Source organism: Streptomyces sp. NBC_00727 (assembly GCF_045161745.1).
Lineage (GTDB): Bacteria > Actinomycetota > Actinomycetes > Streptomycetales > Streptomycetaceae > Streptomyces.
The window spans coordinates 6,169,537-6,185,273 of record NZ_CP108981.1 but is presented as its reverse complement, the minus strand read 5'-3'; the positions used below and the strand labels follow the sequence as shown (position 1 = coordinate 6,185,273).

Genomic DNA, 15,737 nt, shown 5'->3' with positions numbered 1-15,737 from the left:
CCCATGGTCTGATCGATCAAAGTGCCCCTAGGCTGGCCGTGTGACCACTACTGACTACGCCACGTATATCGCCGGTCTTCCCAAGGTCCTCGTCGGCGCCGCCTGCGTCTTCCGCGACGCGGGCGGCCGGGTGCTGCTCGTGGAGCCGAACTACCGGGAGGGGTGGACGCTGCCCGGCGGGACGGTCGAGTCGGCCGACGGGGAGGGCCCCCGGCAGGGCGCGCGGCGCGAGTCGCTGGAGGAGATCGGGCTCGACATCGAGCCGGGCCGGCTCCTCGCCGTCGACTGGACACGTGGCAGCGACCGGCCGCCGATCGTGGCGTACGTGTACGACGGCGGGGTCCTGGACGAGGAGCAGCTGAGGGCGATCCGGCTCCAGGAGTCGGAACTGCTGTCGTGGAAGCTGGTCGAGCCGGCGGAGATCGACCAGTACCTGACCGGTGCGCGGGCCGGGCGAATGCACGCGGCGCTCAAGGCGCTGGAGTCCGGCACGGGCGCCGTGGAGCTGGAGGACGGCCGCCCCGTCGGCTGAGGAGTCGGGCCCCGGCCCGGTACGGTCCCGGGCATGACTTCAGCTTCCGCCCTCCGCGCCTCGTACGACACCGTCGCCGCCGACTACGCCACGCTGCTCGCGGACGAGCTGGCCGCGAAGCCCCTGGACCGGGCGATGCTCGGTGCCTTCGCGGCGTATGTGAAGGCCGGCGGGGGTGGCCCCGTGGTGGATCTCGGGTGCGGGCCGGGGCGGGTGACCGCGTATCTGCGGGATCTCGGGCTCGCCGCCTCCGGTCTTGACCTGTCGCCCGGCATGGTCGCGGAGGCTCGGCGGCGCCACCCGGAGCTGCGGTTCGAGGTGGGGACGATGAGCGCGCTGGATCTGGCGGACGGCTCGCTGGGCGGGGCCGTCGCCTGGTACTCGCTCGTGCACACCCCGCCGGAGGAGCTGGGGGCGTACGTGGCCGAGTTCCGCCGGGTCCTGGCCCCCGGCGGCCACCTGCTCATCGCCTTCAAGGCGGGCGACGGCGAAGGCGTGCGGCTGGAGCACGCGTACGGCCATCCCGTGGACCTCGATGTGTACCGATTCGACCCGGGCCGGGTGGCCGGGTTGTTGGAGGACGCCGGGTTCGAGGTGCTGGCCCGGCTGGTGCGGGCGGCGGATCCGGAGGAGCGCACCCCGCAGGCGTTCCTGCTCGCGCGGCGGCCGATCGGGTGGGGTAGTGTTGACGGCTGCGAAGGGGAGTAGCCCCGCAAACCGGTCGTCGACACACTGGAGCCTCGCGGTTCCCGGTGGCCGGGCTCGTGGAACACCACGGGTGGGCGAGACCTTCGGTCAGGTATGACACGCCCACGCCCTGTGGGCGGTGCCGTCATGCCGGGCCGAGTGGTCCTCCGAAACGCCGACCGGCACTTCGCGGAGATCCGGGGCCCGGCTCGTACAGAAAGCCACCTGGAATGCATCTCGACCCCCTGGCGATCCTCACCGCTTTCGGGCTGATCTTCCTCGCCGAACTCCCGGACAAGACGATGTTCGCGTCGCTCGCCATGGGCACGCGCATGCGTCCGCTCTACGTCTGGTTCGGCACCTCGTCCGCGTTCATCGTGCATGTCGCCATCGCGGTGGGTGCGGGCGGGCTGCTCGGCCTGCTGCCCGACTGGATCGTCAAACTGGTCTCGGCCTGCCTCTTCGCCTTCGGCGCGTTCATGCTGCTGCGCGGGGGCGGGGACGACGAGGACGACGAGTCGGGCCCGAAGACGGTGACCGGGTTCTGGCCGGTGTACTCGACGGCGTTCATGGCGGTGTTCATCAGCGAGTGGGGTGACCTCACACAGATCACGACGGCCAATCTGGCGGCGAGCAACGGTACTTGGTCGACCGCGATCGGTTCGGCCGCCGCCCTGATGTCCGTGTCGGCACTGGCGCTGCTCGCGGGCCGGTTCATCGCGAAGCGCGTACCGCTGAAGACCGTGCAGCGCATCGGCGGGCTGTGCATGCTGGGCCTGGCGATCTGGACGGTGACCGAGATCTTCACGGGCTGACCCGAAAGGACGTCGTACGGCGTAGGGCTCCGCACACACGCGTGCGGGGCCCTTCGCCGTACACGCTTCAGAACAGCGCCGGGATGCTCTCCTCCGTACCGTTCTCGAACGCCAGCAGCCGCTGCTTGCGGTCCAGGCCGCCGCCGTAGCCGGTGAGGCCGCCCGACGCCCCGATCACCCGGTGGCAGGGCACGATGATGCCGACCGGGTTCTTGCCGTTGGCAAGGCCCACCGCCCGGGAGGCGCCGGGCTTGCCGAGGTTCTCGGCGAGTTCCCCGTACGAGCGGGTCTCGCCGTACGGGATGAGACGCAGCTGCTCCCAGACGCTGCGCTGGAACGGGGTGCCGTCCAGGCGCAACGGCAGGTCGAACGCACGCAGTTCACCGGCGAAGTAGGCGTCGAGCTGGCGGATCGTCTCGGTGAAGGGGCGGGTGTCGGGTTCGCCGAAGGTCTCCTCCGGCGGCCGGTGGCGCTGGCCGGTCATGTAGAGGCCGGCGAGGGCGCCGTCGGTGGCGACGAGCGTCAGTGGCCCGTAGGGGCTGTCGACGACGGTGTGCTGCCGGGTCACGGGGCACTTCCTTGGGGTGACGGGAGGTGGTTGATGGGGTGGTCGTCGACCGTCCAGAGGTACTGGACGGCGTACGCGCGCCAGGGTCGCCAGCCGGCCGCGCGGGCGGTGAGGGCGGCCGGGGTGGAGGGCAGGCCGAGGTGCTGGGCGGCCCTGCGGATGCCGAGGTCGGTCGGGAGGAAGGCGTCCGGGTCGCCGAGCGCGCGCATAGCGATGACCTCGACGGTCCAGGGGCCGAACCCCGGTAGCGCGGCCAGTTCGGTGCGGGCCCGCTCCCAGTCGGAGTCGGGGCCCAGGCGCAGCGAGCCGTCCGCCAGGGCGTGGACGAGGGTGGTGAGCGTGCGGCGGCGGCTGCGCGGGAGGGCCAGCCGCTCGGGGTCCAGGCCGGCCAGCGCCTCCGGGTCCGGGAAGAGGTGGGTGAGTCCGCCCTCCGGGTCGTCGACCGGGGTGCCGTGGGTGCTGACCAGCCGGGCGGCGTGGGTACGCGCGGCGGCGGTGGACACCTGCTGGCCGAGGACGGCGCGGACGGCGAACTCGGCACCGTCGACGGTCCTCGGCACCCGGCGGCCCGGTGCCTTGTCGACCATCGGGGCGAACAGCGGGTCGGTGCGCAGTTGTTCGTCGACGGCGACCGGGTCGGCGTCGAGGTCGAGCAGCCAGCGGCAGCGGCTGATGGCGAGGGTCAGGTCGCGCGGGTCGGTGAGGGAGAGCCGGCAGGCGATGTGGTCGGGGCGCGGGGTGAGGGCGACGATGCCGTGGCCGTGCGGCAGGGCGAGGGTGCGCCGGTACGCGCCGTCGCGCCACTCCTCGACACCGGGGACGGCGGTCGCGGCGAGGTGGCCGAAGAGGTTGCCGGGGTTGAGCGGGGCGCGGTACGGGAGGCGCAGGGTGATGACGCCCGGGGTGGCGGGCGCCCGCACCGTGCGGGCGGCCCGGGTGCGCAGTTCACCGGGGGCCAGGGCGAAGACCTCGCGGACGGTGTCGTTGAAGGTGCGTACGGAGGAGAACCCGGCGGCGAAGGCCACCTCGGCCATGGGCAGGGCGGTGGTCTCGATGAGCAGCCGGGCGGTCTGGGCTCGCTGGGCCCGGGCCAGGGCGAGCGGTCCGGCACCCAGCTCGGCGAGCAGCTGGCGTTCGATCTGGCGGGGCGAGTAGCCGAGGCGGGCGGCTAGACCGGGGACGCCTTCGCGGTCGACGACCCCGTCCCGGATGAGCCGCATCGCGCGGGCCACGGAGTCGGCGCGGGCGTTCCACTCCGGTGAGCCGGGGCTGGTGTCGGGGCGGCAGCGTTTGCAGGCCCGGAACCCGGCCTGCTGGCAGGCGGCCGCGCTGGGGTAGAACGTCATGTTCTCGGTCTTGGGCGGCACGACGGGGCAGCTCGGGCGGCAGTAGATCCGGGTGGTCAGGACGGCCGTGAAGAACCAGCCGTCGAAGCGGGCGTCCTTGGACCGGACCGCCCTGACGCAGCGCTCGGTGTCGGTGTGCATGGTTCAAGGATGGGCCACCGATGGGGCCGGAAGCTGGCGGAAATCCGACATGGGCGTCGGGCTGTCTGGGGCTGCCCGACGCCCAGAAGGCCGGGGTGTTGTACGTCATCACGGCCAGCCGGTCGCCCGGCCGCAGCCCGGCCTCCCGCAGCACGGTCGCGGCACGGCGGGCCGCGTCGGCGAATTCCCGGTAGGACCACCGCTGCTCCCGGTGGACAACGGCTTCGTGGTCGCCGGCCGGGCGGACGGCGCTGTCCAGCAGGGTACTGAGGTGCATCACGTTCTCCTGACGAGCCGGACCGTGCGAACGGACCATGGCGGGAAGCTATGAATGATGGTTCACTTCTTTCATGGCCTACCGCAAGACCCCAGCCGAAATCAGTCGGCTCGAAGCAGCCAGGGAGCACCTGATCGCCGCCGCCACCTCGGTGGTCACGGAGGTCGGGTGGGCCCAGGCGTCGGTGACCGCCGTCGCCGACTCGGCCGGCATCGCGGCCGGCTCCGTCTACCAGCACTTCTCCTCGAAGGCGGCCCTGGCCGTCGAGGTGTTCCGGCGCGCCGCCGGGCGCGAGGTGGAGGTGCTGGGCGAGGTGCTGCACGAGCCGGGTACGCCGGTCGAGCGGCTCGCCCGCGGTGTCGAGGTCTTCGCCCGCCGGGCGCTGGAGAACCGCGGACTGGCCTACGCGCTGCTCGCCGCCCCCGCCGATCCGGCGGTCGGCGCCGAACGGCTGGAGTTCCGCCGCCGCTACCGGGCGCTGTTCGCGGAGGTCGTCCACGAAGGCATCGAGAACGGGCTGCTGCCCACCCAGAACGGCGAGATCACCGCCGCCGCGCTCACCGGCGCGGTCGGCGAGGTCCTGGTCGACCCGCTCGGCGCCCGGGACGAGGAGACCACCGAGGCGCTGCTGACCGAACTCGTCGCCATGGCCCTGCGCTGTGCGGGCGCCCCGCCCGCACAGCAGCCCTGACACCCCTTCCACCCGGAGGTTCCCGTGCCCGAAACCGTCGCCCCCCGCAGCAACCCCGGCGCCGCGACCCACGAAGTGACCAATCAGACCCCGCCGTTGACGGGGCACGACGTGGCCGACGACGCGGTGCTCCTGGAGGGCCTGCGCCGCGAGGGGGCCGAGTGGCACGCCGAGGAGCTGCACCGGCTCGGCCTCCTTGTCGGCAGCGCGCAGGCCCAGGAGTGGGCCGAGCAGGCCAACGTCAACGAGCCCGTGCTGCGCACCCACGACCGCTACGGCCACCGCGTCGACGAGGTCGACTTCCACCCCGCCTACCACCACCTGATGAACGCCTCGGTGAGCGCGGGCCTGGCCGGCGCCGCCTGGGCCGACGAGCGCCCCGGCGCCCATGTGGCGCGCGCGGCCGGCTTCATGGTGATGTCGACGCTGGAGGCGGGCCACCTGTGCCCCGTCTCCATGACGTACGCCGTGGTCCCGGCCCTGCGGCACGCCCCCGACCTGGCGAAGACGTACGAACCGCTGCTGACCAGCCGGGTGTACGAGGCCGGGCTGCGCACCCCCGCCGAGAAGCCGGGGCTGCTCGCCGGGATGGGGATGACGGAGAAGCAGGGCGGCACCGATGTGCGCGCCAACACCACCACGGCCACCGAGGCGGGTGACGGCACCTGGCGGCTGCGCGGGCACAAGTGGTTCACCAGCGCCCCGATGAACGACCTGTTCCTGGTACTCGCCCAGGCGCCGGGCGGCCTCTCCTGCTTCCTGGTGCCGCGCGTCCTGCCGGACGGCAGCCGCAACACCTTCCGCATCCAGCGGCTCAAGGACAAGCTCGGCAACCGGTCCAACGCCAGCAGCGAGCCGGAGTTCGACGACACGGTCGCCTGGCTCGTCGGCCCGGAGGGCAAGGGGGTACGCACCATCATCGACATGGTGACGATGACCCGCCTGGACTGCGTCATCGGCTCGGCCGCCGGCATCCGCGCCGCGCTCGCCCAGGCCGCCCACCACGTGCGCCACCGCTCGGTGTTCGGCGCCAAGCTCATCGACCAGCCGCTGATGCGCAACGTGATCGGCGACCTCGCGGTCGAGTCCGAGGCGGCGACCACGCTCGGGCTGCGGCTGGCCGGCGCCGCCGACCGGGCCCAGCGAGGCGACGCCGGTGAGCGGGCGTTCCTGCGGCTGGCCACGGCGGTGTCCAAGTACTGGGTGTGCAAGCGCCAGCCGGTCGCGGTCGCGGAGGCGCTGGAGTGCCTCGGCGGCAACGGCTACGTCGAGGACTCGGGCATGCCGCGCATGTACCGGGAGGCGCCGCTCAACGGCATCTGGGAGGGGTCGGGCAATGTGAACGCGCTGGACCTGCTGCGGGCGCTGGCCCGGGAGCCGGAGTCCCTGGACGCCTTCCGTGCCGAGATCGAGGCGGCCTCGGGGGCGGACCGCCGGCTCGACACGGCCTGGCGCGAGCTGCGCGGTGAACTGGTCCTGACCGAGGACGCCCCGCTACGGGCTCGACGGCTCATCGAGCGCGCGGCGCTGGTGCTCCAGGGCTCGCTGCTGGTGCGGCACGCGCCGACGGCGGTCGCGGACGCGTTCTGCGCCTCGCGGCTGGCCGGTGACCGGGGTCTGGCCTTCGGCACGCTGGCGGCGGGCACGGACTTCGCGGGGCTGCTGGAGCGGCTGCCGGCGTGAGCACACCCTGCCCACGGAGCCGGAGCGCCCTTACAGGGTGTCCGGCTCCGTTTCCATGAGCGCCCGCACCTCGGCCACGTGGGCCGCGCCCGCCGGGTAGGGCAGGGTCCGCACCAGGTCGTCGGCGCGTGTCAGCGCCTCGCGGGCGGCCGCTTCCTCCCTCAGCCGGAACAGCGCCAGGGCATGGACCGTACGCGCGTCCGCCTCGGCGATGCGCTCGCCCGTCCGGGCCGCCCGGTCCACCTCCGCACCGGCCAGCCGCCGGGCCGGCTCGGGGCGGCCGCTGTGCAGCTCCGTCCAGGCCGCCAGCACCGGCACGTCCCGTTCGTGGCCTTCCAGGGCGCGTCGCGCGTGACCGGGGAGTCCGTCGCGCAGGGCGAGTTCGGCGCGGGCGGACCGTACCTCGTGGCCCGCCTGCCGGTCCACGAGTCCCGGCGACGCCTGCGCCCGTTCCAGCAGCACGGCGGCGCCCCGGGCGTCGCCCGTGCGCATGCGGACGAGGGCGAGGGCGGCGAGGGCGTACGGCAGGCACCAGGCGTCCTCCTGCTCGGCGCCCGCCACCGCCGCCTCGGCGAGCGTGCGCGCGGTGTCGAACTCCCGGAGCAGTAGCCGGAGTTCGGCGAGGTTGGCCCGTTCGAAGGCGGCGCCTCCCGGATCGCCGGACTGTTCGGCCAGGTGCAGGGCGCGCTGTCCGGTGGCCACGGCCGCGTGCAGCCGGCCGCCCCGCCGTTCGTTCTCCCGCCGGGTCGACAGCACCGAGCCGAGCAGGGTCGGATCCCCGTACGCCTCGGCGGGAGCCAGCGCCAGGCCGGCCGCCTCGCGCGCCTCGTCGAGCCGACCGCTCAGGCCGAGGAGGCCGGCCCGCAGCGAGTGGGCGCGGGCGATGAGCCCCTCCCCCGGCCTTCCGGCGACCCGTCGTGCGACGGCCAGGGCCTGCTCGGCGGCCCGGTAGGCGTCCTCGTACCGGCCCTGGATGCGGCACAGCACGGCCAGGGCGAGGTAGTGGCCGGCGGCGGGTTCGGGCGCGGTGCCGGGGGTCACCGGGTGCGCGGCCAGGACCTGCCGGCCGGCGTCGGGCAGGCCGGTGCGCCCGAGGGTGTCGGCGAGCCAGGCCGCCGCGAGCACGATGTCCTCGTGGTCGCCGCGCCGGACGAACTCGTCGAGCGCGAGGCGCAGCACCTCGGCCGCCTGGACGAAGTTGCCCATCCGGCGCAGCACCTGGCTGTGGGCGAGGCGGGCGCGGGCGGCGTCCACGTCGAGCCGGGCGACCAGGTCGCGGTAGTAGCGGTCGGCGGTGTCGTTGGCGAAGAGGGCGGCGGCCCGTGCGGCGGCCCGGCGCAGGTACTCGGCGGCGCGCGGGTCGTCGGCGCGGGCGAAGTGCGAGGCCAGGGTGTCGACGGCGTCGGGGCGGCGGTGGAGCACGGCCTGCGCGAAGGCGCCGTGCAGCTGCCTGCGGCGGATGGCGGAGAGCTTCTCGTAGCAGGTGAGCCGCACCAGGGGGTGGCGGAAGGTCAGCCCGGTTTCGCGCTGGCCGCCCACCACGATGTCCCGTTCCTCGATCAGTGCGGCGGCCATGGCGCGTTCCAGCGCGTCGGTCGCGGCGCCGCCGGTGACGGCGGGATGGAGTCCGTGCGCGGCGACGTCGAGCAGTTCTGACAACGATGTCTCGGGTCCGGCCACGGACAGCGCCTCGACGATCCTCCGGGTGTCGTGGTCGAGCCGCACCAGCCGGTCCGCCACCAGTTGCCGCACCCCGTCCGGGGCCACGGCCCCGGAGCCCTCGGCCAGCCCGTGGGCCAGCTCGACGGCGAACAGCGGATTGCCGAGGGAGAGTTCCCATATCCGGTCCGGGGCGCCGGAGGCGGGTGCGGCCGTCAGCTCGACCGTGTCGCGTACGACGGCGAGGCACGCCTCCTGGTCCAGGCGCGGCACGGCCTCGCGGACGGCCAGGCCCTGGCGGACCAGGGAGGACAGGCCGGTGCGGCGCGGGTCGCCGTCGGGTATCTCCTCCTCGCGGTACGTCACGAGGAAGCGCGGGCCGTCCGACTGCGCCGCCCGCCGGGCCAGGTGGCTCAGCAGCTGGAAGGAGCCCAGGTCCGCCGCGTGCAGGTCGTCCAGGACGATGAGCACCGGCTGTAGGGAGGCGAGCTCGCCGAGCAGACCCGCCGTGGCGCGGAAGAGGCGGTCGCGCTCCTCCTCGGGGCTGCGCTCGGAGTCGGCGCGTACCCGGCCCAGGGCGGGCAGGAACGCGGCCAGTTCGGGGTACTCGCCGCCGACGCGGGCGCGTTCCGCCTCGTCGCGTTCGGCCAGCCAGCCGTCCAGCGCCTCGGCGAAGGCGCCGTACGGGGTGTGCCCTTCGGCGTCGTGCCCGCCGCCCCACAGCACGGCGGTGCCGGAGGCGGCGGCCTGCCGGGCCACCTCGGCGACCAGCCGGGTCTTGCCGACGCCGGCCTCTCCGGTGAGCACCCGGACGACCGGGGCGCCGTCCGCCGCGAGCAGCCGGTCCAGCACGGCGGCGCGCCCGCGCAGCGGGGTGGCGGCCGGGGTCCTGAGCGAGGCGGGCAGGGAGGGCGCGGTCGGCGGTCCGGCGGGCTCCGCCGCGAGCGCGGCGCGGTGCAGGCGCTCGGTCTCCGGCCCTGGCCGTACGCCCAGTTCGGCGTCCAGGGCCGCCCGGCAGACGTGGTACTGGCGCACCGCGCGGCGGCGCAGCCCCAGCCGGGTGTAGGCGTCGATGAGGAGGCGGTGGGCCAGCTCCTCGGCGGGGCTTGAGTCGAGGACCAGCTCCGCGACGGTGACGGCTTCCTGGGCCGCGCCCGCTTCGAGGTGCGCGCCGCCGAGGGCGAGGAGCAGCCGCTCCTTGAGTTCGGCCAGTTGGGAGCGGCGGCCGTCGGCCCAGTCCGCGTAACGGTCCTCGGGAAGGAGTTCGCCGGAGAAGCGGTCCAGGGCCTGCCGGAGTTCCGCGACGCCACCCGTGGCGAGGGCGGTGTGCGCCCGCTCCTGCGCGCGGTCCGCGTCGATCCGGACCCTCGCGGGGTCGAGGTAGAGCAGTCCGCCTTCCGAGACGAGGTACGAGGAGGTGGCGCGGGAGGCCAGCTCGGGTTCCAGGGCCCGGCGGGCGGCGTGCAGGGCGACGCGCAGGCTCCCCTGGGCGGCCTGCGGGTCCGCGTCGGGCCAGCAGACGTCGATGACCTGCTCGCGGTGGAGCCGGTGTCCGGGTACGACGGCAAGCAGCTTCACCAGGGACTGGGCGGTCTGCCTCGGCCAGCGCTCGGCCAGGGCCGGCCCGCCGTCCCGAGTCACCCGGAATCCACCGAAAAGGTGGATGTGCACCAGAGGTGGCGCCGGGCTTGTGCTGGATGCTGTGTGCCGCTCGTTCATGAGGGCGCCCACTTTAACCGGGCGCGCCGCGGCCCCCTCCGGCGAGTGCCGGAGGGGGCCGCGGACGGGGTGACCGCCCGGGCTCAGGAGAGCTTGAGGGTGATCGTGTACGGGGTGCTGTTGTTCGGCACCGAGTAGCCGCCGCCGATCAGCTCCGCCGCCTGGTACACACCGCGGTGGTCGAAGTTGAGCATGACGGCCTCGTCCTCGCCGTCACCGTCGAGGTCGCCCGCGACGTAGTTGCGGGCAGCTCCGGCAGCAGGGGCCTTGCCGAGGTAGTTCGGGTACTGCTGGTCGCCGGTCAACACGGCCGGGTCCCAGAGGTAGACCCCGCCCTCACCGCCGGTGATGATCACCCTTTCGCCGCTCGGAGCGGTGATCCAGGACGCGTACTGCGCCGGCGGGACGGTGAACACGCGGTTGTCCGCGTCACCGTCGGCGCTGAAGGAGTAGATCGCCGCGGTGCCCGAGGCGAGGAGTACGCCGTCCCCGTCGAGGTAGTTGCTGTGGGTCCACAGACCGCCGGTGATCGCGGTGTGCAGCACCTCGCCCGTGCGGCCGTCACGGATCTCCATGACGTTGTGCGGGCTGATGGCGTCGGCTCCGCTGAGGCCGGTGGGAGACCAGACGACCCAGGTGTAGACGACGGCGTGGCCGTCGGCGTACGGGATCGCGGGCGAGGCGTAGACCGCGTGGTCGAGAAGGCCGGCGCGGACCTTGCCGTCCTGGGCGCCGGCCGGCGCCTCCGGCTCCGCGGCCCAGCCGAGCGCACCGCTCTTCGCGTCCAGCTGAACGGCCCGCATGACGGGGGCGTCGAGGTCGAACGAACCCTTGCTGGTGTACTGCACGTACACCCTGCCGTCACCCGTCGACGGGTCGGAGAACTGGACGTCGCCCGAGCCCTCCGGCGCGGCGTACGTCCAGAGCGCCTTGCCATTGCCCTTGTACACGCGCAGCTTGTCGGTCGGGACGAGGATCTCGGCCTTCTTGTTGCCGGCGACGTCCGAGAGGGTCACGGACCGGACGAACTGGCCGCCGCCGTCGATGGTCGTGAGGACGGCACCCGTCCGCGAGTCGAGGACGACGACCGCGCTGTCCGCGGCCACGACGATCTCGGGCGTCTTGTCCCCGGTGACGTCGGCGGTCTCGATGCGGTGGACCGCGCCGGGCAGAGTCGCCCGCCACAGCATCTTCGGCTTGCCCGCGAGCAGCGAGGTGCCCGAGTAGGCCCAGACGCCGTTCGAGGTACCGCCCTCGACGAGGTCGTCCTTCTTGTCGCCGTCGACATCGACCGTCTTGCCGTACGCCATGACGCCCTGAAGCGGCGTCAGCCGCTCCTGGCCACCGTCCTTGAACGCGTAGGTCCGGACGTTCTGGTCGGTGTCGACGACCCGGATGTGCCGGCCGCTCTTGTCCCTGAACAGGTCCTGGAAGGTGGGCGAGGCGGTGGCGCCCTTCGTCTGCCAGCGGACCTTGCCCTTGCCGGAGAAGACCGTCAGGGAGGCGAAGCGGGTGCCGGGGTTGGCGGCGGTTCCGGTCTTCGCGTCGTCCGAGCCGGCCGCGATCAGCTTCTTCGCGACCACGTCGAGCTTCCAGGTGCTGGGGCCGTTCTGTGTGTTCGAGGGGTCGCGCTTGGTGGTGTGCTGCCACAGCGCGGTCTCCGGGTCGTCACCGTCGAGCACACGGATCGTGTTGGCGTTCACGAACAGCGAGTCCGTCAGCGACGACTCGGCGACCGCGTACTCGGCGTCCCCGTTACCCGTGAGGTTGCCGACCGTGAGGGCGGTGGGCAGCACGTTGACGCGGGAGTCGAGCGTGGTGCGGCGGCCGTCCGACAGGTCGTACGCGGCGATCTCGTAACGCACCCCGTCGGTGTGGTCGGACTGCTCCACGGCGACGATCCGGCCGCGGCCGTCGTCCACCCGCAGTTGCCGTACGTACAGAGGGCTGTCGGTCTGCCACTGGACCGCGCCGTCGTTCATGTCGAGGACGAGGGTGCGGCCGCTCGCGGCGGTGGTGGCGGTCTTGCGGATGTTCCACCCGACGGCCGCCTTGCCGCCGCCGAGGTCCTCAAGGGCGCCCCAGGTGGCCGGACCCGTCATCCCGGTGTCGTACGTCCAGGTGCTGGACTCGGCGAGCTTGCCGTCGGCGAAGTCGAACCGGGTGCTGGTCAGCTTCGCCGTGCTGCCCGCCGGGGCGGCACCGTTGTACGCGGGCGAGTCGGCGACGAGCAGCGCGCCTTCCACGATCTCGACCTGGCTCGCGTATGTGTAGAACTTCGACCAGACCGTGTTTCCGGTCTCGCCGTCGAGGATGGTCACGAAGGTGCCGGAGGTCAGATCGGTGCCCGGGATGCTCACAGCGACCGGCGGATTGACGCCCAGGTCGGCCGTGAAGACCACGTCCGGCACGCCGTCGCCGGTCAGGTCGCCGGAGTCGTAGCCCTGGTCGGAGTTGGGGGTGAACGGGCCGACGGCGTTGTAGCTCATCTGCACGTGCGGGGGGTAGAGCTCCTTCTCCCAGACCCGCAGGGGCTTGACACCCCAGTCCGCGTACAGCGAATCGACGGAGCGGGTCCACTGCTCGGTGCCGTCGGCGGTGGTGCGGGCGGCGTGACCGTTGCTGTGCAGCGTGATGTAGTCACCCTGCTTGTTGCCGACCGGCATCGTGGTCGCCAGGCCGGCGACGTTCTCGATCCTGGACGTTTCCTTGACCGTGATGTTGGCGGCCGCGTCGGTGGAGGCGTTCAGGCGCGCGCCTGAGTCGTCGCCCGCCTTGGCGGTCTCGGTCTTGGCGGCGTCGGCCTGCGGGTCCACGTCCATGCGCTCGGCCAGCTTCTCGGCCTGGGCGTTCGTCAGGCGCATGGCCGAGCCGGAACCGGAGTCGGCGGCCAGGGCGTGCGGGGCGGCGGTCAGGGCCAGGCCGGCAGCGACCAGTCCGGAGGCGAGCCGCAGGGCCCGGCGCGAGTTGTGGGCTCTCATCACTTGTCTTCCTGCGCGATGTGGACGGCCGAGCCGGCGGAGAGCACCGACTGGTCGAAGGAGTACTGGAGGGCGTCGTCACCGGTCTGGTTCTCGATACCGACCGTCGCGCCCGCGCCGCGGTCGGCGACGGACTTGTACTGGAGGGTGACCGAGCCGGTGGCCTCGTCGAAGACGGCCTCGAAGGTGGCGCGGCCGGCGGTGCCGTCGGCGTAGGCGGCGTTGTTCCAGACGATGGCGAAGGACCGGTTGCCCTTCGAGCCGGTGGTCGCCGTCTGCACGGTGGACTTCTTGTCCAGGAGCAGGTCGTCCCAGAGGGCGGCGACGGTGCCGTTCGGCCGGGCGGCCGACGGGAGCGCGGTGTTGGCGTAGTCGCCGATGCGCGGCTCCAGGAAGTTGATCAGGCCGTTCGTGGTGACGGAGGCGCTGGTGTACGAGACACCGTAGAGCTTGACCGGGAAGGGCAGCGAGAGCGTCTTGGCGTCCTCGTCACCGGTGAGCGCCACCTTGCTGGTGCCCTTGATCCAGGAGTACGTGGCCGGGGTGCAGGTGTTGCCGTGGGCGTCGGACAGCGCCGGGAGGTCGACCTTGGCCGTCTCGTCGCCGTCGACGGTGAGGGCGCCGTGGTAGGCGCCGTTGCAGAGGACCGGGGCGCTGGGCGTCACGCTCAGCGTGTAGGCGCCCTCGGCGACCTCCGGCAGGATGAAGGCGCCGTTGGTGTCGGTCTTCACGGCCGCGACCGGGGAGCCGTCCATGGCGACCGTGGCCTTGGAGAGCGGGCGGCCCTGGACGTCGTGGACGGTGCCGGAGACCTTGTGCGAGGCGACCGCGTCGAGCTGGAGGTCCTGGGTCAGGGCCTGGCCCTTGGTGACCTGGATGCCGGTGACGGTCTTCGGCGCGTAGCCGTAGCCGCTCAGCGTGAAGGAGTACGTGCCCTCGGCCAGCGTCAGCCGGTAGGCGCCGCCCGCGACGGTGTTCACGACGCGGGAGGTGCCGGCGGCGTCGGTGGCCTTGATGCTCAGGCCGGTCAGGGCCTTGCCGGTCGCCGCGTCGGTGACCTTGCCGGTGACGGTGGCCGCGGTGTGCGGGGCCTTGTCGACGGAGGCGAAGATGTCGAGCTTGCCCTCGCCCCAGACGTTGTTGGCGTCGGCGGTGCCGCCGCAGTGCGTGTCGTCCACGTCGATCGCGCCGTCGTTGAGCAGCGCGCGCGTGGCGTCGATGTCACCGATCAGCGAGGGGGCGGCGGACCACAGCAGGGCCACGGCGCCGGCCACGTGCGGGGTCGCCATCGACGTACCGGAGATGGTGTTGTACGAGTCGCCCGGCCAGGTGGAGCGGACGTCGACGCCGGGCGCCGAGATGTTCGGCTTCATCGAGCCGTCGACCAGCGAAGGGCCGAAGCCGGAGAAGTTGGCGATCTTGCCCGTGGAGTCGTAGGCCCCGACGCCGTAGGACGTGACCTGCGAGCCCGGCGGGTGGGTCGTGGAGCAGGTGGAGCCGTCACCGTCGTTACCGGCGGCGAACGCCTCGAAGATGCCGGCGGAGTTCCACGCCTCGACGATTTCCTTGTAGAACGTCGACGTCGTGTCGTCGGCGCCCCACGAGTTGTTGACGATGTTCGGCGCGAGGTCAGGGCGCGGGTTCTGCCCGTTGTGGTCGGTCGGCGCGAGGATCCACTGGCCGGCCAGGAGCAGTGTGGAGTCGTTGCACAGTTCCGACTCGCAGCCCTTGGCGGCGATCCAGGTCGCGTTCGGGGCGACACCTACGCCGCCCTTGCCGACCATGGTGCCCATGGTGTGGGTGCCGTGGCCGTTGTTGTCGCAGGGGGCGCTGGTCGGGCACTCACCGCTGGCGTCGTACCAGTTGTAGTCGTGCGTGAAGGAGCCGTCCCCGTTGTTGCCCCGGTAGTTGTCGACCAGGTCGGGGTGGTCGTACTGGACGCCCGAGTCGACGTTGGCGATGACGATGCCCTCGCCGCGGTCCTCGTAGTCGTCCCAGACCCGGTCGGCCTTGATGTCCTTGACGCCCCACTCGGGGGTGGCGTCCTCGGCCGCCTCCTCCTGCGTGGCGGCCTTTACGGCTGCCTCGGTCTGCGCCCTGGTGGGCTTCGACTCGATGTCGTCGAGCTTGTAGTGCTGCTCCTTGATGATCCGGGCCACGTCCGAGCGCTTGGCGAGCTGCTCGACCAGGTCCTGGTCCCCCGTGACCTCGACCGCGTTGGCGATCCAGAAGTCCTGGTGGCCGACCTTCTTCTTGTCGAGGTAGGTGTTGAGGGACTGCTGGCTCTTGTGGGCCTTCGTCTTGAGCTCGTCGAACGCCGCCTTCGCCCGCGCGGCGTGGCCGTGCTTGCGCTTGGCGGTCGTGAGGTCGGCCTTGTCCTTGAGGACGACGAAGAACGAGCTCTCGCCGCCCTTGTCCACGGCCTTCATCAGGGCGGAGTCGACCTGGGCGGTCGGGCCGTCGGCGGCGGCCGCGGTCGGGGGGCCGATCAGCAGGCCCGTGACGGTGAGCGCTGCTGCCGCCCATGCGGCGGTTCTCCGCCGGGGCGATCGGGACAGGTGCATCGGGATGCTCCTCCAGGAACGGTACGGGGGAGACCGGACGCTAGGGGGGCGGCGTTACTCGGGCATTACAAGCC

At 72.7% G+C, this 15,737-nt stretch carries 10 protein-coding genes and 1 pseudogene; 5 read left to right on the top strand and 6 right to left on the bottom strand.

Translation table 11 applies throughout. The annotated features are described in order from the left end of the window. Positions 1–40: 40 nt before the first annotated feature. From OG242_RS27955 to OG242_RS27945, 3 genes are all read left to right on the top strand, one after another. Positions 41–532 (top strand): NUDIX domain-containing protein, encoded by a 492-nt coding sequence (locus OG242_RS27955; RefSeq protein WP_405900781.1) that lies wholly within the window; start codon positions 41–43, stop codon positions 530–532. Positions 533–565: 33 nt separating this feature from the next. After that, the gene (locus OG242_RS27950) at positions 566–1,240 is read left to right on the top strand and encodes a class I SAM-dependent DNA methyltransferase (RefSeq protein WP_405900780.1); all 675 of its coding nucleotides are present in this window, start codon (positions 566–568) and stop codon (positions 1,238–1,240) included. A 209-nt stretch (positions 1,241–1,449) separates the two neighbouring features. After that, positions 1,450–2,034 (top strand): TMEM165/GDT1 family protein, encoded by a 585-nt coding sequence (locus OG242_RS27945; protein WP_405900779.1) that lies wholly within the window; start codon positions 1,450–1,452, stop codon positions 2,032–2,034. Positions 2,035–2,101: 67 nt separating this feature from the next. On the opposite strand, the gene OG242_RS27940 is transcribed toward OG242_RS27945, so the two are convergent. From OG242_RS27940 to OG242_RS27930, 3 genes and pseudogenes are all read right to left on the bottom strand, one after another. Further along, positions 2,102–2,602, bottom strand: coding sequence for a methylated-DNA--[protein]-cysteine S-methyltransferase (locus OG242_RS27940; protein WP_405900778.1), 501 nt, complete (start codon positions 2,600–2,602; stop codon positions 2,102–2,104). Next, positions 2,599–4,089 carry an AlkA N-terminal domain-containing protein gene (locus OG242_RS27935; RefSeq protein ID WP_405900777.1) on the bottom strand — a complete coding sequence of 497 codons (1,491 nt, stop codon included), beginning with the start codon at positions 4,087–4,089 and terminating at the stop codon, positions 2,599–2,601. Before OG242_RS27935 ends, OG242_RS27940 begins: the two co-directional genes overlap by 4 nt. A 49-nt stretch (positions 4,090–4,138) precedes the next feature. Beyond that, positions 4,139–4,366, bottom strand: a pseudogene (locus OG242_RS27930) (AMP-binding protein); the annotation flags it as partial. A gap of 73 nt (positions 4,367–4,439) precedes the next feature. Between OG242_RS27930 and OG242_RS27925 the strand changes: the two are divergent. Continuing rightward, the gene (locus OG242_RS27925; RefSeq protein ID WP_405900776.1) at positions 4,440–5,057 is read left to right on the top strand and encodes a TetR/AcrR family transcriptional regulator; all 618 of its coding nucleotides are present in this window, start codon (positions 4,440–4,442) and stop codon (positions 5,055–5,057) included. A gap of 24 nt (positions 5,058–5,081) precedes the next feature. Further along, positions 5,082–6,740, top strand: coding sequence for an acyl-CoA dehydrogenase family protein (locus OG242_RS27920; RefSeq protein WP_405900775.1), 1,659 nt, complete (start codon positions 5,082–5,084; stop codon positions 6,738–6,740). 30 nt (positions 6,741–6,770) lie between these two features. Here OG242_RS27920 and OG242_RS27915 read toward each other — a convergent pair whose 3' ends face one another. The 3 genes from OG242_RS27915 to OG242_RS27905 form a co-directional block, all read right to left on the bottom strand. After that, positions 6,771–10,040 carry an ATP-binding protein gene (locus OG242_RS27915; RefSeq protein WP_405900774.1) on the bottom strand — a complete coding sequence of 1,090 codons (3,270 nt, stop codon included), beginning with the start codon at positions 10,038–10,040 and terminating at the stop codon, positions 6,771–6,773. Positions 10,041–10,201: 161 nt separating this feature from the next. Beyond that, the gene (locus tag OG242_RS27910) at positions 10,202–13,099 is read right to left on the bottom strand and encodes a VCBS repeat-containing protein (protein WP_405900773.1); all 2,898 of its coding nucleotides are present in this window, start codon (positions 13,097–13,099) and stop codon (positions 10,202–10,204) included. Next, positions 13,099–15,663 carry a S8 family serine peptidase gene (locus OG242_RS27905; RefSeq protein ID WP_405900772.1) on the bottom strand — a complete coding sequence of 855 codons (2,565 nt, stop codon included), beginning with the start codon at positions 15,661–15,663 and terminating at the stop codon, positions 13,099–13,101. Before OG242_RS27905 ends, OG242_RS27910 begins: the two co-directional genes overlap by 1 nt. Positions 15,664–15,737: the final 74 nt, after the last annotated feature.